Genomic DNA, 21,164 nt, shown 5'->3' with positions numbered 1-21,164 from the left:
AGGGACAAGACATGACTCAACATTTGCTGGATGTACAAGGGCTGAAAACGGAGTTCAAACGCGGCGATGGAAGTATTACTGCGGTTGCGGGGGTAGACTTTGCTATTAAAAAAGGTGAAGTGCTAGGCCTGGTTGGTGAATCTGGTTGTGGCAAAAGTGTAACCTCATTATCGATCATGCGGTTGCTTAAAGATACGCCGGGTAGAATTTCTGAAGGTTCTGTGCGTTTTGAAGGAAAGGATTTGACGAAGATTTCTGAGAAGGAGATGCGCCAAATCCGGGGAAATGATCTGGCAATGATTTTTCAGGAGCCGATGACCTCTCTTAATCCAGTGCTGCGGATTGGACTGCAATTAACAGAGCCGATTAGACTGCATTTGGGTTATGGACGCAAGAAGGCTCGTGAGCATGCGATTCATATGTTGCGGCTTGTAGGTATCCCTCGCGCAGAGGAATTAATCGATGAATATCCGCATCAACTATCCGGCGGAATGAGACAGCGGGTCATGATTGCAATGGCCATGTCTTGTCATCCTAAGCTGTTGATTGCCGATGAACCCACGACCGCACTCGATGTAACGATTCAAGCGCAAATTCTTGATCTGATGAAGCAGTTGAAAGATGAACAGGATATGGGAATGCTGCTCATTACCCATGATCTTGGAGTAGTTGCCGAATTATGTGACCGGGTAGTTGTAATGTATGCAGGTCGTGTGGTGGAGGAAGCCTCTGTTCAGGAGCTGTTTGCCAGACCGCAGCATCCGTATACCAAGGGATTGATTCAATCGGTACCTAAGCTGCGCCACAATGTACATCGCTTGGAGTCAATAAAAGGAAATGTGCCAGACCTTTCACAAATGCCTGCCGGCTGTAAGTTTGCGCCTCGCTGCGACTTTGCCATGGAGCGTTGTCTGTCGCACGAACCTGAGCTACTTCCGATTGAGGGACTAGAGCGCAAAAGCCGTTGTTGGCTTACACAGCAGGAGGACACGGAAGGAGCGGGATGTTTATGAAAGAGACTCCACTAATTGAAGTTAAGGGTTTGAAGAAGTTGTTTTCTGTGAAGAAGGGCTTCTTCGGAACGACTAAATATTTGCACGCCGTTGATGGGATTTCATTCGCCATTCGTAAAGGAGAAACGTTCAGCCTTGTAGGTGAAAGTGGCTGTGGGAAATCGACTACGGGCAGACTAGTGACTCGCTTACTGGAACCCAATCATGGAGAAGTGTGGTTTAAGGGGCAAAATATTAGCCATATCTCAGATAACCAAATGCGGCCTCTGCGCAAAGATATGCAGATGGTGTTTCAAGACCCTTACGCTTCACTTAATCCACGCATGAAGGTGAAGGATCTTGTCGCCGAACCCCTGCTTATTCATACAAAGCTGTCCTCCAAAGAGCGGGATAAGCTAGCTTGCGAACTGCTGGAGACCGTTGGATTGAACAGTTTGCACGCTGAGCGATTTGCGTTTGAGTTCAGCGGTGGACAGCGGCAACGGATTGGGATTGCCCGGGCTTTGTCAGTGCGCCCTAGTCTAATCGTGGCGGATGAACCCGTGTCAGCACTGGATGTATCGATTCAGTCCCAAGTGTTGAATCTGTTACAGGACTTGCAGGAGGAATATGGCCTGACCTATTTATTCATCTCTCATGATCTTAGTGTGGTCGAGCATATTAGTGATCGAATTGGGGTCATGTATCTGGGTTCCCTTGTGGAGACGGCTGATAAGGATACATTGTATGACCGTCCCTTGCATCCTTACACCCAAGCGCTGCTATCTTCAGTTCCCGTGCCCGATCCAAGCTTGAAGAAGAAACGCATTATTCTAAAAGGTGACCTTCCAAGTCCCGTTGATCCGCCGACGGGCTGTCGCTTTCATACAAGATGCCCTTCCTGTATGGAGATCTGTAAGCAACATGTGCCTGTATTCCGGGAAGTTGGACCAGGTCATGAGCTCGCTTGTCATCTGTTTGATGAAGAAATGTTGAAACTAGAACGATAATTTTAAATGTGAGTACACTTTACGGAAAAGAAGGGACAGCTATGAATATCTTGTTCGATTCTGCTAATGGGGCGGATATGCTTATCTACTTAGCCTATGAAGAGGAGCCTTTTCCTCTTCGGCTGGGAGAAGCTCACAAACAGAGTGGCAGTGTGACATGGTTATATGCTCGTTCTGAGGAAGAGTCCGATGTGTTAGCTATTGGAATGGGAAAACGCAAGGCTCTTACGCTTGAGAAAATTCGTCGAGCAGCGGGATCTGCCGCCCGCTTAGCTCTAAGAGAAGGGCTGAATTTCGCTTCATTTGTTCGTAGGACAGCAGAAAGTGATATTTCCGCTGCGGATGAGCTGCAAGCATGGATTGAAGGCTGGCTTCTCGGATTATATCGTTTCCAAACCTATCGTGGCGTTACTAAAATAGACAATTCAGTTGATTTGCTGCTCCAGACAGCCGATTGGCCTGAGCTGACTAAGCTTGAACTGGAAGTTGTACTAAGTACTGGCCGCATACGCGCTGAAGGAGCAGTGGTTGCTCGCGATCTGGTGAATGAGGTGCCCGGGACTCTAAATCCGGATCGGTTCGCAGAATGGATGGTCGAATATTTCGAGCGTGATAACGCAGCAGTGAAAGTTCATGTTTACCGGGGGCAGGAGCTGGTTGACCTACAGATGAATGGGTTGCTGGCGGTTGGAGCAGGCAGTAAACACTCCCCGGCCCTCGTTGAAATTCGCTATGAGAGTAACCCTGAATTGCCAATGCTGGCATTGGTGGGTAAAGGTGTTACCTTCGATTTGGGTGGGATGAATGTTAAGACCGCAAGTGATATCAGCGATGCACGTATGGATATGGGTGGCGCAGCAGCTGTTATTGGGGCGCTGGATATTTTAGTACGGAATCAAGCTCATGTAAATGTGACCGCATTGATCCCAGTTGTTGATAACGTACCAGATGCTGAAGCGATGCTGCCATCGTCTGTTATACGCTATCCTAATGGGCTGACGGTTCAGGTTGCAAATACGGATGGCGAGGGGCGGCTTATTATCGCGGATGCGCTTATTCATGCAGCAAATATCGGGGCAACTAAGGTCATCGATATTGCAACACTTACTGGAAATGTTGGCGCAGCGCTAGGATTAGGTATCGCCGGCATATGGGGTGATGGAGAGATGACGCAGAACCTCGTCGAAATCGGTGAGCGCAATGGTGAGCGACTGTGGCCCATGCCGCTTATGGATGAATATGAAGTCGATCTTCGAAGCAATTACGCTGATCTACGTAATGTTAGTACTTCACCTTTTGCAGGTGCGATTACAGCAGCGCTTTTTATACGGCGTTTTGTAGCGGAATCGCTGAGCTGGGTTCATATTGATATGGCTGGGACGGTTCAGTACAAGCAGGATGTGGGGTATTCAGAAGCTGGAGCAACGGGCTATGGTGCTCGACTGCTCGCTGATTATGTCATGAAACAGGCACAACAATAACAACCGGAAGAGTGGGGGAAAGTTATGAGATTGGAAGTCATCGCTACCTGTATGGACGATGCTCTTACAGCCGAAGCGAACGGGGCTGACCGCCTGGAGCTCATTACTGCGATTACGGAAGGCGGTCTAACACCAGGGATAGGATTGGTGCAACAAGTTGCTAAATCGGTTAGCATTCCTGCGTTTGTTATGGTTCGCCCGCACAGCCGTTCTTTTTGCTATTCAAAGTATGACATTTTGACCATGGCAGCAGAGATAAAGCAAATTGCAGCCAGCGGAGCGGCGGGGATTGTGATTGGTGCGTTAACACCGGAAGGGACTATCGACGAGCGAGCGCTTGAAACATTATTGCCGTTGACCGATGGATTGCAAGTAACCTTCCACCGTGCTTTTGATGAGTTGAAGGATCAAATAGAAGGTTATCGAACGCTTTGTAAGTATCCGCAAATTACGCGTGTACTCACTTCTGCTGGGCCAGGTCCGGCACCAGAAGCTATTCCTGCTATGCGGAAGCTAGTCGAGGAATCAAGAGGTAAAACGGTAAGTATACTGGCTGGAAGCGGTTTGAAGCCGGAAGGTATTACTTCATTTATACATCAGACTGGAGTAACAGAAGTGCATTTTGGGTCGGCTGTTCGTTATGATAAAGACGCTTTGTCGCCAATCGATCCAGCAGCCTTACGGGCGTTAGCAGAGAGTATTCATTCTAACGGCTAATAATAGATAGTGAAAAGGTGAATGGGTTATGCAGAAGGTTGAGAGCTACGTAGTTGGAATCGATTTAGGAGGCACAAAAATTGCCGCAGCATTGTTCGATTCAAAGGGGACCGTGTTGAAACGGGAACTGATGGAAACGGCTGGGGCACGTACCGCTAAAGAAGTGGTGCAGCGAATGATCGATATGATCCGCTCCGTATCCGAAGGACGACCACTCACTGGAGTGGGGCTGGCTTCTCCCGGAGCTGTAAATAGCCAGGACGGGATCGTTATTCACGGCACCAATCTTCCGGAATGGGATAATGTTCCGCTGAAGCACTGGATGGAGTCGGAGCTAGGCGTTGAAGTAAAGGTAGTGAATGATGCGAACGCTGCGGCTTGGGGTGAGTATGTCCGAGGAGCTGGCAAAGGTGCAGACAACATGGTTTATGTTACCTTTAGCACAGGGATTGGAGCAGGTATCGTCATTGACGGCAAGCTGCTTCTTGGCAAAAATTCATTTGCTGGTGAACTAGGTCATAATATTATTGACCCGAACGGAACGGAATGTAGCTGTGGAAGATTCGGCTGCTGGGAAGTTTTCGCTTCGGGCACAGCGATTCGGGATATGGCGCTGCGAAGTATGGAGAGCAGACCGTCGATGATTACGGAACTGGCTAATATAAATGGAGAAAAAATTACTTCGCGGCACGTATTTGAAGCCATGGCACTTAACGATGCCGTGGCCGTCGAGGTTATTGACCGCAGTATTCATTATATGGCACTAGGTCTAGCCAATGCAGTTCATACGTTCAATCCTGATCGGATCGTGATCGGTGGAGGCGTGAGTAAGGCTGGAGATTTGTTATTCCCTGCACTGGTGGAGAAGACGGAGCAATTTGTCATGGATCCATATAAGGGTACTTTTACAATTGAACCTGCCGCTCTCAAAGACGATGTAGGTTTAATTGGAGCCGCAGCATTATTTCATACCGCTTAGGTGGAGTGAAAGATTGATTATAGCTTTCATTAACGAGGAGTTGGAGAGATGGGTGCAAGAGAAGAAAGAACGAAATGGTTCTTACAGGATAGGTTCGGGATGTTTATCCATTGGGGATTATATTCAATTCCTGCTAGAGGGGAATGGATACGCGGTAACGAGCGGATGAGTAGAGAGCATTACATGACGTATTTCGATGAATTTGACGCCTCTCGATATGATCCGAAGAAATGGGCAAGTGCAGCAAAAGCTGCGGGTCAGAAATACGCTGTTCTTACGACCAAACATCATGACGGGTTCTGTCTGTTCGATAGTAAGCTGACTGATTTCAAAGCCACTAATACGCCCGCTGGGCGTGATCTAGTGCGGGAATATGTAGACGCTTTCCGGGCTGAAGGGATTGCAGTAGGTCTATATTACTCTATCATAGACTGGCACCATGAGGATTATCCCGGATATGGAGATAAGGCACATCCTGATCGGGATAACGAAGCGGCTAAAGATAAGCCGATTGATTTCGATAGATACTTGGAGTATATGCATGGGCAAGTAAAGGAACTGCTCACCAATTACGGTAAAATCGACATTATGTGGTTTGACTTCTCCTACGATAATATGACAGGGGAGAAGTGGAAGGCGACGGAGCTTATCCGGATGATTCGTTCCATACAACCTGATACTATTATCGACAATCGATTAGGTGGCAATATTCGTGCGGCAGAACCTGAGGAATATGCTGGAGATTTCTTCTCCCCCGAGCAGATCATTCCACCTGGCGGCATTGTTGACGTAAACGGCCAATCCATCCCTTGGGAAGCCTGCATTACCCTTAATGACAACTGGGGTTATCATTCCGAGGATAAGAATTATAAATCAACCAAGCAAGTCATCCGTACGATGGTCGAATGTATCAGTAAGAATGGTAACCTGCTCCTCAATGTTGGACCAGATGCTAAAGGTGAAATGACACGGGAATCACTGGTTATCCTTGACGAAGTTGGGGAGTGGATGCGCCTTAATGGAGACAGTATTTATGGATGCGGGAAGTCTTTGTTACCTAAGCCAGAGTGGGGACGTTATACGCAAAAGGGCAATAAGTTATATGCGCACGTTTACGACCGTGGAATTGGCCCGATCTATTTCCAAGGCTTGAAAGGGAAGATTAAAAAGGCCAGATTACTACGTGATGGTACCGAGCTAAAGGTGGAGGCGCCGTGGATGGCTGAGGAATATTCGGATGTTGACGGTGGAGCGTTTATTACATTAAAAGGCGCGATGTTACCTGATGAGATGGATACGGTTATCGAGCTTGAACTATTTAATTAAATCAGAAGGAGTTGTCCTAGCAGCCATTCATGGCTTATGGGACAACTCCTTTTTTTCGTATTCTTCGCTAACATTTGCACATACGAAACACCTATCGGACACAGATGACACTAAACCCAGAAATATCGCACGTTTGGGATGCCAACGGACCGCATAGCCGCTATTGCCTTGAAACACCCCCGATATGGAGCTGATTCTAGGGAATAACGTCATTGGAGTCCGAAGCCCTGTTCTAAAGGCAGAAAATGTGCAAATTACGTCATCTGGGTCCGTAACTCTTAGAGGGTGACAAAACTGTTGAAGCTGTTGAATTTGTTGAAGCATTTGAAGCAGGCATTCAACGAGTCAGAAAACAAAGCGGCAATTCTCCAAATAACAGGAGAATCACCGCTCTGCGAATACTAGAGGCGAGCCTTGCGGAAGCCTTCATATATATTGAGGACCGCAACTAAAATCAAGACTGCTATACCTCCACCTACTAGCCCCGTTTCAAATTGGTTAGCTGTAGTAGTTAATAAATTAGACATGTAGTTAATGAATTCTTGGTTAAATACATTCGGATTTATAAGGATAACAGCGAATACAATAAGTACAATGAGCTCGAGGACCGTATTACATAATGCTAATTCTCTAGTCCATTGTCTCTTGATTAATTTATATATAGTTAATGCGACTTCTAATCCGATCACAATAAGAATAATAGGCCAATAATCAAGTAACACATGCTGATTAAAAGCTGGGGCTACGAAGTTAAGTGCGCCTTCACCGCCTCTATAGACTCTGATCAGGTGTTCAGCATTAAAATAAACAGTAGCCCAAATGGCAGTCCACAGTAAACTTCCGAACACTTCGAAGCTTGTAATTGCTTTTTTCTTATGGACAAGCGCGATATCCTTCAAATCATCAGGAGTCCATTTCCTTAATTTTGTAGTAAGCGGATGCCCTTCCTTTCCTTTATCCGCCCGTTCGATAATAGCGAACACAACAGTTATCCAAAAAAAGACTTGGATTCCTACTTCAAGGAAGGTTCCAATTCCTGTACTTATAACTGCAGTAACAATATCCGCAACTGTTTTATCGCCGCTGTAGCCAATCAAGTAATCAGCAACCAGAGCGATTAAAGAAACAACTACAGCGATTGGTATAATCATTTTTAATAACGTAACATATAAATCGAAATAGCGTGGGCCGATGAGATACATGGGCTGATCGCGGTACTCACTAGCTAAAATAGCTGGATTGCCCAATTTTTCAAGGACGGCCTTTACCTCTTTTTCGTCATAATCATCCGGTAACATATCCTCGATGGTTGATCGTAATTCTAATGCGATGTCTTCCCGATTTTGTTCCGGTAACCTCCGAGTAACTTCATGAATGTAAATCTCAATTAGCTTCATGGTCATCCTCCCCTTGTAATAGGCCGTAGAGTTCTTTCGAATTCTTAAGCCATTCTTCCTTTAGCTGTAAAAAAATCTCTACGCCATAGTCACTTAGAACATAATACTTACGGGGTCTGCTCTCGGATGTGTCCCAGCTGCTCGTCACTAATTCCTGTTTCTCTAATCGGCGAAGTAATGGATATAAGGTGCTTTGATCGATGATGATGCTGGATTCCTCCAACAATTGAACGAGCGAATATCCATACTGGGGTGTTCGTAATTGACTTAAAACGGCTAGCGTTAACGTACCTCTTCTAAGCTCTGTGATTAAAGAATTTAATAAAGTACTCATTCACCCACCTCATTATTTAAAATATAAGGATTTATAATCTCTTATAAATTGTTCTTATATTTTTGGTTTAAACGCTTGTTGTCCTTGAGAGGACGTCGAAGCCGCTTATACTTACTATGTGTCATACAGTATTCGATCTATACTATGCATCATACACTATTGTTGTTCCAACATCAATTGAATAAAATAATCTTCTAAGAAATAAATAAGAAAATTTTTCTATTTTGTGAAGCGGTTTGATTAAAAGGAGGTTGTAAAATGACCTCTTCAGTTTGGGGTGGAAGATCGATAAGTACATCACGAAATATCAAACATTCGGCATTGTTCTAAAGGGAGCAGAGCAGGTCATTGAGTTTGTGGAGGCGAATCGTTACTTATTGGAGGGGCGGCCGCAGACTTTTCAACACGGCGACTATCATGTAGGGAATATGATCATTACGAAGTCGAGGGAACTTGGAATTATTGATCTTAATAGATTTGATTATGGTGATCCTTGGGAGGAATTTAATCGCATTTCTTGGTGTGCACTAACGAGTCCAGAGTTCGCATCGGGCCGAATCCATGGGTATTTTAATCATGATGTTCCAGAGCTATTCTTTAGGCTTTTTATACCGAAGTGGTATTTGGCAAGTTATACTGAGTGAAAAGACTCAGCTATTTGAGATTAGTTAGGGGAATTGAGCGATGAATATACTGATTGCTGAAGATGAAACTGATATAAGAAAACTAGTGAAAATACATTTAGAAGATCGATCCTATCGAGTATTCGAAGCCAAGGATGGCATTGAGGCTTTAGAGGTTGTTAATCAACATGAAATAAATCTTGCCATTCTGGATATTGTAATGCCCAAGCTTGATGGGCTTAATCTGTTGCGACAGATAAGAGAGAAAAGCCATATTCCGGTTATCTTGTTAACTGCCCGCGGTGAAGAAATTGATAAGGTTGTTGGTTTAGGTCTTGGAGCGGACGATTATATGGTGAGGCCATTTAGTGCTTCAGAGCTTGTGGCTAGGGTTGAGGCGCAGCTGAGACGAAGAAATATATACGATCTTAGCCAATCGATAACTGAAGAAACAATCCAACATAGAGAATTGAAGCTGAATTTAAAGGAATGTATGTTGTACATAAATGAAAGTCCGGTTCTTTTAAATGCCAAGGAATATAAGGTATTACAATGTCTGATGCAGAGTCCTAATCAAATTTTTACGCCCAAAAAGTTATATGCAGCGGCGTGGGAAGAGGATTTCTATAGTGATAATAATACGATAATGGTTACCATCAGCCGTCTAAGGAATAAGATCGAACGGGACCCACACCATCCCGAATATATCGTTACAGTGCGTGGACTAGGTTACAAATTCTACAACCCAGGTAAATAAGATGAGAAAACAAAATATATCCTATCAATTGTTAAAAAACTATATCGCGATCTTTCTTATAACAACGGTTATAACGATATTGGTGATTGTTGCTTTATTTTGCATGAACAGGCTGGGATCTAAAGATATTATTTATAATCAGTTAACGGCTGCTAAGCTTATGCAAAATGACTATCAAAGAATTGACACTAGTGTTATTAATGATGTCGGGGGCAGTTTACAGGTTGTGAATTCCAATTACGAAGTCATAGACTCCATTGGCAACAATCCATTTACGTCCGAGCAGATTAGTGTCAAAGAATTTACGGATTTTCTAATGAATACTGGCGCTAACAAAAATATGATCACTGTTGAATATAATGAGCAGGAACAATTTTGGCTGATCGTCTCTTTACCTATACAAGTGAAAATGACAGGCAGTTTCCATTGGAATTCAGATTCACCTATGCAGGATCATACCCTTCGAATGCTTGGGTTTATTGGGTTAGGTTATTTGTTGATTCTGATTCTAAGCACGATGATTTATGCGAGAATTACGGCGGTTAGTTTCATTAAACCCTTAGACCAGTTGTCCGCTGCTGTTGAAAAAGTTAAGAATGGGGATTATTCAGCAAGAGTGCAGGTAGGCGGGAATCGGGAGTTTAGTCAACTGGAGCAGGCTTTTAATCATATGGCAGAAGTGATTCAGATCCAGACCTCGTTAAAAGAACAGAGTGAAAACAATCGAAAAAATCTAATATTAGATATATCCCATGATTTAAAAAATCCATTAACAAGTATTATGGGTTACGCAGAGCTTGAACTAAAAGAACAGGTGAGCGGTCGGATAGAACATTTGGAATTTGCCAAAATAATATACGAAAATAGTATCCGTGCCAATGTATTAATTCAGGATTTGTTTGAATTATCGAGAATGGAAAGTCCCGAATTCCGCTTGGATGTTACACCAGATGATTTCTCAGAATACTTGAGAGAAGAAATGATACATATGTTGCCCGAGCTTGAGGCTGCGGGTCTGATCCCTGATTTTGTAATCGAGCCAGAAGAAATAATTCTACAGTTTGATAAAAAAAGAATGAATCGAGTATTCTCAAACCTGCTTTATAATGCCATCGCTTATCAGGAGCAAGGTTCTACGTTTCAAGTTGTGCTGGAAAAGGTGAATGATGGAGCCAAGCTTACTTTTATTAATTACGGCGAACCATCAGCCTTGAACCCGGCAGGTTCTGGATTAGGGCTACTCATTGTTCAAAAAATAATAGCTGCTCATGGAGGGACTGTTCAGCTGAATACGCAAGATAACCAGTTTGAAATTATAATTGAGCTGAACCGGCAAATTTAAGGTCTATGTAAGATTACATTAAGTCGTATGAAATTTCCTAATGCTAAAATGGTTGATATTCAGTCTATTAACAATTTTACATGGGGGATTAGATTATAATGATTGATGAGAAATTAAGTAAATGGCAATTGATCATGGGCGTTATATTAGCAGTAATGTACTTTTTAGGCTTGTTCTCCATTCTCTTGATCCGGCCGGTTATGGAGATTCTTAACCATGTTTTTATTTGGCAGCCAGAACAACAAAATCGAATGGCCTTACTGTTGAATGGTCTGATCTACATAGGAGTGATTATAGGTATTAGAGGGTTCTATAAACAAGCTGTTCATGATTTCAGACAACACTGGGTGCGTAATATGGTATGGATCGTTTGGGGACTTTGTTTGATTATTATCATCGGAAGTATGTTGATTCCCACACTAATTTCCATCTTTCATCCCATTACAAAGTCTGTTAATGAGGTGGATTTACGGGCAATGTTGTCTTCGTATCCATTTATTTTTACAGTGAATGTGGTATGGATTGGTCCCGTGATTGAAGAATTAGTGTATCGGGCAACCATTTACAGAACGATCCGCAGGAAAAGTCGTCTTCTGGCTTATCTGATATCTTCCTTTTTATTTGGCTTCCAGCATGTCTATAGAGCCGTGGTTTTTCAGGGTAACTATAACGAAATGTGGAATATCTTCTCCTATATGACTGCTGGATTAATCTTTGCCTACCTATATGAGAAAAGAAAAAATATATTAGTGCCAATAGGTGCACACATGTTTAGTAATGGTTTATCTGTGCTTCTCTATTTCTTAAGTTAATACGAAACTTGACTCCACATCAGATTACTAGTAAACTGATAATCAAATAGATCCAATTCCAAAGCAATGGATGTGGCATAATGCGAAACAATGGATTCACTGAAGACAACAAACTAAGCTTGTTGATCTGGCTGCGGCTGGTAAGAGTTTATGACAATAGTAACGATCTTTCCAATGAGTTCTTGAAGCAGTTTGATTTAACGGTTAGCCAGTTTGATGCGTTAGTACAAATACTATTACATCAGCCTGTGACACAGATGGATATTGCAGAGCATTTAACCATTACTAAAGGTGGAGTATCACATATGCTTGGCAGATTAGAAAAAGAAGGATGGATTGAGCGTAAGCAGGATTGGAAGGTGAAGTATATTTCTTTAACTGAAAAGGGCCAGGCGCTTATCGAGAAAGTTCTTCCTTTGCAATCGGATTTCCAAGCTTCGTTATTCGATCCACTGACGGACGAGGAGAAAAAGGTATTTTACAGCATGCTTAAGAAGATTCACCGCCATAGCCAAAATGAGAATCGAATTCCACGAGGAGCTCAGTAGTTGCGCTAAAGCTTTATTCTGAATAAAGCTTCCTTTTTTCAGCATCAGTTTACTAGTAAACCATAATCATATTAGGAGGAAATTAAAATGAGCCAACAACAAATAACCGGACAACATCATGTATCAATGATTACTAAAGACGCTAAACAAAACCTATGGTTTTATACAAAAGTTCTGGGACTAAGACTTGTCAAAAAAACCGTAAATCAGGACGATCCAACCATGTACCATTTATTCTATGGCAACCCTAATGGCGCTCCAGGCACCGAGGTATCCTTTTTTGAAATGCCAAATGCAGGCCAGACCCGGAAAGGAACGAACAGCATTTCTGCAATCTCTCTTCTCGTTCCTAGCGATGAGGCCTTAGTATATTGGGCTAACAGATTAGATACATTTGAAATCGCTCATGAAGCTATCGTAAGTATAGAGGAGCGCAATTCGCTTACTTTTCAGGATAGTGATGAATTAACGGTTCATCTGGTGTCCGCAGAAAAAGATAATGTGACTCAACTGGTAGAACCTTGGATTACTGATGATATTCCACCACAATATGCCATTGTTGGTTTGGGTCCCGTTGAATTGACTGTCCGTGAGGCTAGCCGTACAAAGGCTGTTTTGGAGGATATTTTAGGCTATACACAAGTTCGTAGAGTGCCATCCATGGGTGACCCGAAGGTAATGGTGGATATTTATGAAACAGCTAAAGGCGGCTTGTACACTGAACTTCAGCTCAAAGAAGTTAATGATCAAGACCGGGAAAGACCGGGAAAAGGCAGTATTCATCATGTGGCTATAAGAGTGAAGGATCTGGAAGAGTTAACCGCATGGGCTGCTAAAATCACAGCTGCAGGGTTCAAGAACACAGGGGTCATTGATCGTTATTACTTCCATTCTTTGTATTTCCGTGATCCGAACCATATTCTTTTTGAGCTTGCTACAGATGGTCCAGGGTTTGAGATTGATGAATCTTTTGATGCGCTGGGCGAGAATTTGACCTTACCTTCTTTTCTGGAAGAACGCCGGGAAGAGATTGAATCGAAACTTCATCCTATCCAATAATATAGCTAAGAAATAAGAAAAACTATGAGATTGGAAAAAATTATATTAAAATCATTCCTATAAGGTTAGACGATGGTTTGATAAGGTTCACTTAAGGAGGTAAAGTGTGACGAATAAAATGATAGCTGCTCAGCGTTTATATAATCAGAAGATCGTTGATTCCAAGCTAATCAAGCCCGAACAGGTCGTTAAAGAATTAGGGGCAATACAGGCGCAGGATTACATGCAGGCGATGTGGGCGATCGGATTACGTACTCCATCTTCGAATTTAGCTGATATAGAGTGTGCTATCGTTGATCGCAAGATGATTCTGAATTGGACGCTGCGTGGTACGCTTCATTTTGTCCCACCGGAAGATGTAAAGTGGATGCATCAGCTATCTGTGCCGCGTTTAACGGGACAAACAAAGCGACGAAATGCAGAGCTTGGGCTAGATGATCAGACACTAGAACGTTGTAGACATATTATAGTTAATGCTTTACAAGGTGGAAAGCAGCTAGATCGTGCTCTTTTACTTCAGCTAATAGAAGAAGAAGGTATTCACACAGGGAACCAGCGTGGTTACCATATGTTGTGGAATGTTGCGTACCAAGGGCTGATTTGTTTCGGGCCGATGAATGGTAAGCAGCAAACGATTGTTTTGCTAGAGGAATGGGTGCCTCATTTTCGCGATCTTACTTACGAAGAGTCATTGTATGAACTCGCTCGGAGATATTTCACTGGACATGGTTTAGCAACTGTTCAAGATTTTGCTTGGTGGGCAGGCATAACCCTTACAGATGCCAGACGAGGACTGGAAGCGGCCAAAAGTCAACTGCAATCAGAGGTTATTGATGGCAGTGAGTATTGGATGTCTGCTCATCGGCTAGAGCCAACTGCTGAGGACTCGGGCGTTCATCTGCTTCCGGGTTTTGATGAGTACATTCTTGGTTATAAAGACCGAAGTGCCGTTCTAGAGCCCGACGTTGCTCCTTTGATAGTTCCGGGGAATAATGGTGTTTTTCTTCCAACGATTGTTGTGGAGGGTCAGGTTGTGGGTACATGGAAAAGAACTCTAAAGACCAAGGGGATCGAGATTGTGATCCATCCTTTTGCCGAGCTGGGCGATACGGAAAAGTTGGTACTTAAAGAAGCAGAGCGATATGCGGCATTTATCGGGCTGCCGATACTCAAAATGAATGTGAGTGGTTCATTGACATGAGTATTTCACTATTCTCATCATTCTCACCGTTTTCATCTTTCTTACCATACTTTTGTGCGCACCTTTAACGCTAACGGACACCAGTGCACTTATTAGCTCCTAAATGCTGATTTGCTGAGCTTTTCGGACTCCAATGCAGTTATTCCCGTCGCAGCACCACTTTTGCCCCCTGTTTTTGCGGAATAGCGGCATCTGGGTCCGATAGATTCGTAAAAAGACTACTTTTAGCTCAATAGCGCCTCCTGAGTCCGAAAGACAGAACGGCATAATGGGCGAATGGTGAATGGTTGAATGGATACCGATTACCGGATAACCGCTCACGAATGCACTCTGAGTAAAAAATAACCCGGCAGGGCGACCTGCCGGGTTTATTTCATAAATCTTATAGCTAGCTTAATTAGATTCGTCTAGCTAATTCAGCGCCTTCCCAAATCGCATTAAGCGCTCTACGCGCTTGCACCGCATCGCCAATTATATGATAAGGGATGGAGCTTTCCTCCAAGAAATCCTGAAGAGGTTGTTTGTTGAGGGCGCGTGAACCTACGGCGATTACTACATAATCAGCAGGTAGGCTGTGAGATTCGCCGTCTTTTTCAACAATTACGCTATCCCCTTGAATCGCCATACATTTGCTGTTGGTTATTAATTCAACGCCATGTCCATATAGACTTTCCATGACACAGATTTTACGCAAAAGTCCTAGATCATTAGCAACATCGGCTTGCATTTCAACTACAGTGATTTGATGTCCGCGTTCTACAAGCAGCTCTGCGACCTCAAGCCCCACTAAACCGCCACCGATAATAACGACTCTTCCTTCTGGATGAACCGTTCCCCACAACACATCATGTGAATTGACCACATGTGAACTGTCGACGCCTTCCACAGGCGGAATAATAGGAGAAGATCCGATTGCAAGAATGACCTCATCTGGACCAATTTCTTGGATTAATTCAGGTGTAACCTCTGTATTCAATCGAATGTCTACACCTTCACGTTTAGCGGTTTCTCCCATATGCAGAGCGGCTGCAGCCATTTCCTCTTTACGTGGTGCGGCGCCGGCAATATAAAGCTGTCCGCCTAGAATGTCATTTTTTTCGCATAATATTGGATGATGCCCACGTCGTTTCAGTGTGACAGCTGCTTCTAATCCACCAGGGCCACCACCAGCAATAAGTATTTTCTTGGGGATATTCGTTTGCTGCAATTCATATTCACTTTCACGGCCGGTTGCAGGATTAAACACACAGCTGATAAATGGCACATTAGGATTCACGAATCCATCGAAGCAGCCTTGGTCGCAACCCACACATTTAACGATGGTGTCTGCACGTCCGGCTAAAGCTTTATTGCAGAATTCCGGATCAGCCAGCTGCGCACGCCCAATGGCTACAAAATCAGCCAAACCCTCCGCGATTATCCGGTCTGCAATTGCTGGATCATTAATACGGCCTACGGCAATAACAGGGATGTTAACCACAGATTTAATTTGCGCTGCGTTATCTACATTGAAGCCCACAGGTAAATCGATTGGCGGAACTTCATATTTAATTGCAGCGCCAGCAGGGACCCCACGAGATACATTAATAGCATCAATTCCAGCTTCTTCAGCGAGCTTCGAGAAGAGCTTCATATCTTCCAGCGTAAGTCCGCCCGGTAGATCCTCAATTGCAGAAATTCTCATCAAGATAGGGAACCCAGGTCCAACCGCTTCCCGGATAGCGCGGATACAAGCCAACGGGAAGCGGCAACGATTCTCCCAAGAACCGCCGTATTCATCCTGACGAAAATTCATTGCAGGACTTAGAAATTGTTGGGGCAAATAACCATGGCCGGCATGGAATTCCACGCTGTCAAATCCGGCTTTCTTCGCACGTGAGGCTGTATCTGCGTAAGCTTGAACCATCTCGCCGACTTCATGATGCGCAAGTTCACGTGGTATATGACTTACGCCTTCAAATGGAACAGGTGAAGAGGAGACCTGAATTAGGTTGGGAGTTACTTTACCTCCATGCCATAACTGTAGACAGCTTTTGCCTCCTGCCTCTCGAATAGCTAATGCTAATTGAGCCATACCTGGAATAAATTTATCATCATAAAGGGCAGGAGCATCATCGGAGGCCGCCGTTGGGTGAATAGTTGTTACTTCTACAGTATTTAAGCCGTTGCCGCCTTTAGCTCGTGCTACATGGTAATCAATCAGACGATCACTGACGTATCCACCCGGCGCATTCATTTTCGTGCCCATCGCTGGTAAAATGACCCGGTTCTTAAGCTCCATATTTCCGATTGTGCCCTTGCTAAATAAATGTGTGAATTCCATATGATAACTTCCTCTCTACATATAGGTTAAAAATAAATAGGTTATTTTAACCTATATTAGCGAAAGGGTAGGGTGAAAGTATGTGCAAAAAATCACGAGTGATTTGGCAGGATTGTAGTAATTGAGGTAATATAAGAAAATGATGAACCGGATACGTATTCCGGAAGCCCGGAGGATGATTATGGATATTGAAGTTTTGATTCTGGCCCAATTAATGAAAGGGGCCAAACATGGTTATGAAATTAAAAAAAACATTATTTTTGTAATGGGCAATGATAAAATCGTAAACAATAACTCGCTTTATCCAAAGCTGAAATTATTTGAAAAGCGAAAATGGGTAATCAAAAAAACGGAAATTCAGGAACGCCGGCCTAAACGTTATGTATATTCTATAACTACTGAGGGTGAGGAGCGGTTTAACACCTGCTTAACAGAATTTACGCTGGAGACTATTAGAATTGATAATGAATGGTCTATTCGTCTTGCTTATTATGAGCTTTTGGATCAGGAGACACGTAGAAGATTGCTTGATTACAGAGAGACTTATATGAACGAAAAGCTGGACCATTTACAGCAGTTATCCAAAGTAGTAGGCAATAGTGAGGATATGGATTACTCTGAGGAGCTCTATTTTTACACCCGAAGTATGGTTTTACGAGAGATCGAGTTAATTAAGGAGCTGTCACGTAAATTAGAAGCATAAGGAAACAGTTTAGCACCCTATGAACCAATCATTTTTTAAAATATGAGGAGGTACAATAGAATATAAGATTGGAGAGTCAAGCTTATGACTGTGAAGAAATGGTTAAGTATGATACAAAAGTAGAAAACGATAATGAGTATAATTTGATGATTACTAATAACAGTCCGTTATTTTTGAAAAGCGTAGTTGTAACAGTTGAAGAAGAAGAAGAAAAAGATAACAATCACAAAAATGCTTTAATTGATGCTAATATCAACCGAGGTAATCAGAAGTGAGGATGCCCCCTGCTCAATAGAGAGCAGGGGGCATCCTCCTTAATTTGGCTAGTCTTTTATTGTTCGCCTTTATTTTTTGGCTTTAAAACCTGATGCTTGCATAAGCTTGGTGAATACTTCGGTGTTTTCGTAGATTCCAGTAAATAATTGTGCATTTTTGCCCATAGCTGTGATTGGAATATCAACCGCAGTATGGCCTGAGGTCGTCCAGTCCACTACAAAATTGTGTTTGGAATTGGCGATGGCGAATGGGCCGTCTTCTTTGGATATGCCGTCACCGGACTCATCATCTGCGTCAACTGCTTCAATAGAAAATCCGCCGGTCTCATGGTCGGCAAGAACTAGAACCAGTGTATCTGGATTCTTTTTGGCGAAGTCTTTGGCTACTTGCACGGATTTGTCCAGTTCTTGACCTGATTTAATCGTCATTTTAGCGTTGTTTTGGTGTGCAAATTCGTCAGTGCCTTCTTCTTCCACCATAAGGAAAAATCCCTTTTTATTTGTTGCTAGCGTATCTATAGCTTTCTTAGTCATCTCGGGCAGCGATACCACCGGATTATAAATATCCCCTTCACCCTCAGGATTTTGCTGGAACATTTCCTCGTTTGCGAATATTCCCAGTAGCTTGCCGTCTTTAGCTTTTTGCATATCCGCTTTGTTCGTTACATAGGTGTAGCCCAATTGTTTAGCTTTATCAACAAGGTTACCTTGTGTTCCTTTGCTTTTCTCTGAAGGATCTTCAGCGGGTTCATCTGGGAATTTCCCGGGATTGCCTGCAGGGTACCAGAAATCCTCACCCCCACCAAGCAGAACATCAACCTTGCTCTTAGTCAGAAGCTGGAGGGCGATATCACTTTGCTTTGAGCGGTCTTCGACGTGAGCACCAAATGCGGCGCCAGTCGCGTCTGTAATCTGACTAGTAGTAACGACACCTGTTGATTTTCCGGCATCTTTAGCATATTCCATAATGGTTTTAACACTTTTTTTATCGGCATCCATTCCGATAGCTCCATTATAAGTTTTCACACCGCTGGCATAGGCTGAAGCAGAAGCAGCCGAATCTGTAACAGGGACAGTGGAGCTTGTATGAATTAATCCAACGTATGGCATCGAATCCATTGCTAGATTTCCTTTTTCACCTACGGTGGCAAGCCGGATGGCATCACGCTGAGCAGCACCCATTCCGTCTCCAATAAACAGAATTACATTTCTTGTGTTCGAAGATGCTGCGTCTGCTTGATTAGGTGCATGAGTAGTGACTATGCTGGATACAAAAAAAGCCGTTGCCGCTGTCGCTACAATTGCTGTTTTGACGCCATTCTTTTTCGGTGATTTCATAATTTCCCTCCTAATGTATGTTTACAGTCTCATATTATAGTAGTTACATTAAGAGAATGTTTTCTTGTCTTGTAAAAAATGTAAAAATGATAAAGCGAATATAAATTATCCGAGCTGTGATAAAAGATTTTAAAATAGAAAATATCTAGGTGTATTATTGGAATATTGGATATATTCATCTCTGAATACGGACTTTAAATGTTGCTCTTCTTGAAGAATTAGTAAATGAATCGCGGCAATGTTAAGAATGAATATTAGGAGTGTTAACAGATTGGGGTACATCAGATACAATCCCAGAAACATGAGATCAAACCCGACAAATGCAGCGTTTCTACTATATTTATAAATACCGTGTGTGATGAGTTTGGTTACAGTAGTCTTATCAATCCCAACTCTCCATGAAGTGCGCATAGCAATCATAGCTTGAATGAAAATAAAACATCCGAGGGCAGCTACACCAACACCGCTAAAGTGAATTACAGGAATATCAAACGGTTTGCCTACAAGTGTAACCATAAAGGACTCTGCTACGGAAAAAACAAACCATGCTGCGCCCCATAAAAAAGTAGAGGTTTTTACCAATAGCTCGATATAATGGATCTTAGATAGTTTAGAGCCTTTAGCCAGAACGTTTCCTTTAATGTGGTTTTTCTTGTAAAGTATAAGGAGCTTTAATAGATAAGAAATTAGGAAGATGCAGAAAAGAAGTAGAGATAGGATATTTTTAAGATCGCTCATTATGATTTCCTCCTTACCAATACATATGAATGACTGCTCATATGTTTGTTTATATCTTATTTCCTAATATTGTACATGTCAACTAATTATTGATTTAGGGGGATATCGTGAAAACAAATGTATACAAAAAACGGTGGCTTTGGGTGTTGGTTATCGTGGTTATTGCACTTGCAGGTACTGTAATCGGTATGCTGCTTACGCAAACTGGGCTTGCAACCTTTACTTCCAATGCTTATGGAGTCTCTTTGAAGTATCCAACGGAATGGGTCGTCGATTCAGCAGATGATGAGAAGGGTCAGGGGGAGGATGGTTTTTTTCAATTATCCGCTATGTCTGGAGAGGGACAATCAATAAATGAAGTAGCTGAAATCATTGCCTCCCATCAGCTGAAACCATATGGCTCCCATCCGCAAATCACTGAACTGACATTAGAGGGGTTAAAAGAGGAAGAGAAGGCAAAGTTGATAATGCCTTCTACTGACCAAGGAGAGGAATGGAATCATCAAGCGGCGCTTATAATTAAATATCCCGAAGCAGTGAAAATAGGAGATGATGTATACTATTATTTTATTTTGCAGGGCGATAAGGAACATGTGGAGGAGATAGGTCAGACCGTAAGATTTACAGGTAAACCGTAAAGTGCTTGCGCACGAAGGTAGTCTATGGGTTTATTTGCAGGGATATCCAAGAAATATTCCGACTGCCATGTTTGCGTTTTTTGAGCTTGGCGACTCGTGGGATTGTCCCAAGGCGGGTAGACTCGAAAAGCTCTTTTTCCACCTTCACCTTTAGCAGATAGAATATCATGTTCTCCTAGGACAGCTTTTGGGAAAATAAATTGGCCAAAGTGATTCCCATTTCGTGTACTTATAACGAAGAGATCAGCAGGATCTGAGATGTCATAGGGTTGGATGGGATGATCTCCAATTCGCTCCCATAGTGTCACAAATTGCCCGACTTTAGTGGGTGTGATTTTAGCCACCCGGAATCTAATGGCCAGCGCATTTAAGGTAAAGATATATGCTCCGTATTCCGCATTTTGCGATTCAAGAATTGGTTCGGAGCAATCAAACCTGCAAGGATTATATACTTCTTCCATGGTAGCAAGTAAGTCACTATGTAGGGTATCTAAAAAGCTCATCTTCTTATCATTCATCTGTTATTCTCCCATTTGAGTTCGTAATGTTCACTATCTTAATGCAAGTGAAC

The 21,164-nt window shown here is 43.0% G+C and carries 21 protein-coding genes and 1 pseudogene; 16 read left to right on the top strand and 6 right to left on the bottom strand.

Annotation, left to right across the window (positions count from 1 at the left end):
* Positions 1-11 precede the first annotated feature (11 nt).
* The 6 genes from MHH86_RS20055 to MHH86_RS20030 are packed head-to-tail and all read left to right on the top strand — an operon-like array spanning position 12 to position 6,505.
* A complete protein-coding gene (locus MHH86_RS20055; protein WP_076225082.1) occupies positions 12-1,013 on the top strand; it encodes an ABC transporter ATP-binding protein in 1,002 nt (333 codons plus the stop codon).
* A complete protein-coding gene (locus MHH86_RS20050) occupies positions 1,010-2,002 on the top strand; it encodes a dipeptide ABC transporter ATP-binding protein (protein WP_342479398.1) in 993 nt (330 codons plus the stop codon). The genes MHH86_RS20055 and MHH86_RS20050 overlap by 4 nt, the downstream gene beginning before the upstream one ends.
* Before the next feature lie 41 nt (positions 2,003-2,043).
* Positions 2,044-3,483: a leucyl aminopeptidase family protein gene (locus MHH86_RS20045; RefSeq protein WP_076225080.1), complete on the top strand. Its 1,440-nt coding sequence runs from the start codon at positions 2,044-2,046 to the stop codon at positions 3,481-3,483.
* Between the two features lie 24 nt (positions 3,484-3,507).
* Positions 3,508-4,200: a copper homeostasis protein CutC gene (locus MHH86_RS20040; RefSeq protein ID WP_038572334.1), complete on the top strand. Its 693-nt coding sequence runs from the start codon at positions 3,508-3,510 to the stop codon at positions 4,198-4,200.
* 28 nt (positions 4,201-4,228) lie between these two features.
* Complete coding sequence (locus MHH86_RS20035; RefSeq protein WP_036689009.1) at positions 4,229-5,179, top strand: ROK family protein; 951 nt, start codon at positions 4,229-4,231, stop codon at positions 5,177-5,179.
* Between the two features lie 48 nt (positions 5,180-5,227).
* Positions 5,228-6,505, top strand: coding sequence for an alpha-L-fucosidase (locus MHH86_RS20030; RefSeq protein ID WP_076225079.1), 1,278 nt, complete (start codon positions 5,228-5,230; stop codon positions 6,503-6,505).
* A gap of 401 nt (positions 6,506-6,906) precedes the next feature.
* Here the strand turns inward: MHH86_RS20030 and MHH86_RS20025 are convergent, their stop codons facing one another.
* Both MHH86_RS20025 and MHH86_RS20020 read right to left on the bottom strand, forming a co-directional pair.
* Entirely contained in the window at positions 6,907-7,902 is a 996-nt protein-coding gene (locus MHH86_RS20025) for a hypothetical protein (protein WP_038572325.1), read from the bottom strand.
* Positions 7,889-8,236: a PadR family transcriptional regulator gene (locus MHH86_RS20020; RefSeq protein ID WP_036689003.1), complete on the bottom strand. Its 348-nt coding sequence runs from the start codon at positions 8,234-8,236 to the stop codon at positions 7,889-7,891. Before MHH86_RS20020 ends, MHH86_RS20025 begins: the two co-directional genes overlap by 14 nt.
* 281 nt (positions 8,237-8,517) lie before the next feature.
* Here MHH86_RS20020 and MHH86_RS20015 point away from each other — a divergent pair.
* The 7 genes and pseudogenes from MHH86_RS20015 to MHH86_RS19985 all read left to right on the top strand — a co-directional run.
* Positions 8,518-8,841: pseudogene (locus tag MHH86_RS20015) on the top strand (phosphotransferase); the annotation flags it as partial.
* Positions 8,842-8,920: 79 nt separating this feature from the next.
* Positions 8,921-9,616, top strand: a complete 696-nt coding sequence (locus MHH86_RS20010) for a response regulator transcription factor (RefSeq protein WP_342479397.1) — start codon at positions 8,921-8,923, stop codon at positions 9,614-9,616.
* Between the two features lies 1 nt (position 9,617).
* Positions 9,618-10,958, top strand: coding sequence for a HAMP domain-containing sensor histidine kinase (locus MHH86_RS20005; protein WP_076141088.1), 1,341 nt, complete (start codon positions 9,618-9,620; stop codon positions 10,956-10,958).
* Positions 10,959-11,056: 98 nt separating this feature from the next.
* Positions 11,057-11,770: a type II CAAX endopeptidase family protein gene (locus tag MHH86_RS20000; protein WP_076225077.1), complete on the top strand. Its 714-nt coding sequence runs from the start codon at positions 11,057-11,059 to the stop codon at positions 11,768-11,770.
* Between the two features lie 80 nt (positions 11,771-11,850).
* Positions 11,851-12,318, top strand: coding sequence for a MarR family transcriptional regulator (locus MHH86_RS19995; protein WP_076225076.1), 468 nt, complete (start codon positions 11,851-11,853; stop codon positions 12,316-12,318).
* Positions 12,319-12,405: 87 nt separating this feature from the next.
* Complete coding sequence (locus MHH86_RS19990; RefSeq protein ID WP_076225075.1) at positions 12,406-13,377, top strand: ring-cleaving dioxygenase; 972 nt, start codon at positions 12,406-12,408, stop codon at positions 13,375-13,377.
* 106 nt (positions 13,378-13,483) lie between these two features.
* Positions 13,484-14,578, top strand: a complete 1,095-nt coding sequence (locus MHH86_RS19985; RefSeq protein ID WP_076141085.1) for a winged helix DNA-binding domain-containing protein — start codon at positions 13,484-13,486, stop codon at positions 14,576-14,578.
* Between the two features lie 397 nt (positions 14,579-14,975).
* Here MHH86_RS19985 and MHH86_RS19980 read toward each other — a convergent pair whose 3' ends face one another.
* On the bottom strand, positions 14,976-16,901 hold the full coding sequence (locus MHH86_RS19980; protein WP_076141084.1) for an FAD-dependent oxidoreductase: 1,926 nt from the start codon (positions 16,899-16,901) through the stop codon (positions 14,976-14,978).
* Positions 16,902-17,082: 181 nt separating this feature from the next.
* Here MHH86_RS19980 and MHH86_RS19975 point away from each other — a divergent pair, with 181 nt between their 5' ends.
* Both MHH86_RS19975 and MHH86_RS19970 read left to right on the top strand, forming a co-directional pair.
* A complete protein-coding gene (locus MHH86_RS19975) occupies positions 17,083-17,604 on the top strand; it encodes a PadR family transcriptional regulator (protein ID WP_036688994.1) in 522 nt (173 codons plus the stop codon).
* Between the two features lie 68 nt (positions 17,605-17,672).
* Entirely contained in the window at positions 17,673-17,879 is a 207-nt protein-coding gene (locus MHH86_RS19970; RefSeq protein ID WP_076225074.1) for a hypothetical protein, read from the top strand.
* A gap of 69 nt (positions 17,880-17,948) precedes the next feature.
* Here the strand turns inward: MHH86_RS19970 and MHH86_RS19965 are convergent, their stop codons facing one another.
* Positions 17,949-19,217 carry an alkaline phosphatase gene (locus tag MHH86_RS19965; protein ID WP_076141081.1) on the bottom strand — a complete coding sequence of 423 codons (1,269 nt, stop codon included), beginning with the start codon at positions 19,215-19,217 and terminating at the stop codon, positions 17,949-17,951.
* A 129-nt stretch (positions 19,218-19,346) separates the two neighbouring features.
* Positions 19,347-19,955, bottom strand: a complete 609-nt coding sequence (locus tag MHH86_RS19960; RefSeq protein WP_076141080.1) for an isoprenylcysteine carboxylmethyltransferase family protein — start codon at positions 19,953-19,955, stop codon at positions 19,347-19,349.
* 107 nt (positions 19,956-20,062) lie between these two features.
* Here MHH86_RS19960 and MHH86_RS19955 point away from each other — a divergent pair, with 107 nt between their 5' ends.
* Complete coding sequence (locus tag MHH86_RS19955) at positions 20,063-20,593, top strand: hypothetical protein (RefSeq protein WP_076141079.1); 531 nt, start codon at positions 20,063-20,065, stop codon at positions 20,591-20,593.
* Here the strand turns inward: MHH86_RS19955 and MHH86_RS19950 are convergent.
* Positions 20,563-21,111: a MepB family protein gene (locus MHH86_RS19950; protein WP_081388099.1), complete on the bottom strand. Its 549-nt coding sequence runs from the start codon at positions 21,109-21,111 to the stop codon at positions 20,563-20,565. The two genes, MHH86_RS19955 and MHH86_RS19950, sit on opposite strands and share 31 nt — an antisense overlap.
* Between the last annotated feature and the right edge of the window lie 53 nt (positions 21,112-21,164).

This window comes from Paenibacillus sp. FSL F4-0097 (assembly GCF_038593125.1).
Classification (GTDB): domain Bacteria; phylum Bacillota; class Bacilli; order Paenibacillales; family Paenibacillaceae; genus Paenibacillus_AQ; species Paenibacillus_AQ odorifer.
Note: the sequence above shows the minus strand (reverse complement) of the source record. Positions and strands in the feature narration are given on the sequence as shown.

What these genes read in the sequence shown, in the direction of transcription:
- MHH86_RS20055 (WP_076225082.1), top strand. Translation starts at nt 12, where the DNA reads ATGACTCAACATTTGCTGGATGTACAAGGGCTGAAAACGGAGTTCAAA.
- MHH86_RS20050 (WP_342479398.1), top strand. Translation starts at nt 1,010, where the DNA reads ATGAAAGAGACTCCACTAATTGAAGTTAAGGGTTTGAAGAAGTTGTTT.
- MHH86_RS20045 (WP_076225080.1), top strand. Translation starts at nt 2,044, where the DNA reads ATGAATATCTTGTTCGATTCTGCTAATGGGGCGGATATGCTTATCTAC.
- MHH86_RS20040 (WP_038572334.1), top strand. Translation starts at nt 3,508, where the DNA reads ATGAGATTGGAAGTCATCGCTACCTGTATGGACGATGCTCTTACAGCC.
- MHH86_RS20035 (WP_036689009.1), top strand. Translation starts at nt 4,229, where the DNA reads ATGCAGAAGGTTGAGAGCTACGTAGTTGGAATCGATTTAGGAGGCACA.
- MHH86_RS20030 (WP_076225079.1), top strand. Translation starts at nt 5,228, where the DNA reads ATGGGTGCAAGAGAAGAAAGAACGAAATGGTTCTTACAGGATAGGTTC.
- MHH86_RS20025 (WP_038572325.1), bottom strand. Translation starts at nt 7,902, where the DNA reads ATGAAGCTAATTGAGATTTACATTCATGAAGTTACTCGGAGGTTACCG.
- MHH86_RS20020 (WP_036689003.1), bottom strand. Translation starts at nt 8,236, where the DNA reads ATGAGTACTTTATTAAATTCTTTAATCACAGAGCTTAGAAGAGGTACG.
- MHH86_RS20010 (WP_342479397.1), top strand. Translation starts at nt 8,921, where the DNA reads ATGAATATACTGATTGCTGAAGATGAAACTGATATAAGAAAACTAGTG.
- MHH86_RS20005 (WP_076141088.1), top strand. Translation starts at nt 9,618, where the DNA reads ATGAGAAAACAAAATATATCCTATCAATTGTTAAAAAACTATATCGCG.
- MHH86_RS20000 (WP_076225077.1), top strand. Translation starts at nt 11,057, where the DNA reads ATGATTGATGAGAAATTAAGTAAATGGCAATTGATCATGGGCGTTATA.
- MHH86_RS19995 (WP_076225076.1), top strand. Translation starts at nt 11,851, where the DNA reads ATGCGAAACAATGGATTCACTGAAGACAACAAACTAAGCTTGTTGATC.
- MHH86_RS19990 (WP_076225075.1), top strand. Translation starts at nt 12,406, where the DNA reads ATGAGCCAACAACAAATAACCGGACAACATCATGTATCAATGATTACT.
- MHH86_RS19980 (WP_076141084.1), bottom strand. Translation starts at nt 16,901, where the DNA reads ATGGAATTCACACATTTATTTAGCAAGGGCACAATCGGAAATATGGAG.
- MHH86_RS19975 (WP_036688994.1), top strand. Translation starts at nt 17,083, where the DNA reads ATGGATATTGAAGTTTTGATTCTGGCCCAATTAATGAAAGGGGCCAAA.
- MHH86_RS19965 (WP_076141081.1), bottom strand. Translation starts at nt 19,217, where the DNA reads ATGAAATCACCGAAAAAGAATGGCGTCAAAACAGCAATTGTAGCGACA.
- MHH86_RS19960 (WP_076141080.1), bottom strand. Translation starts at nt 19,955, where the DNA reads ATGAGCGATCTTAAAAATATCCTATCTCTACTTCTTTTCTGCATCTTC.
- MHH86_RS19950 (WP_081388099.1), bottom strand. Translation starts at nt 21,111, where the DNA reads ATGAATGATAAGAAGATGAGCTTTTTAGATACCCTACATAGTGACTTA.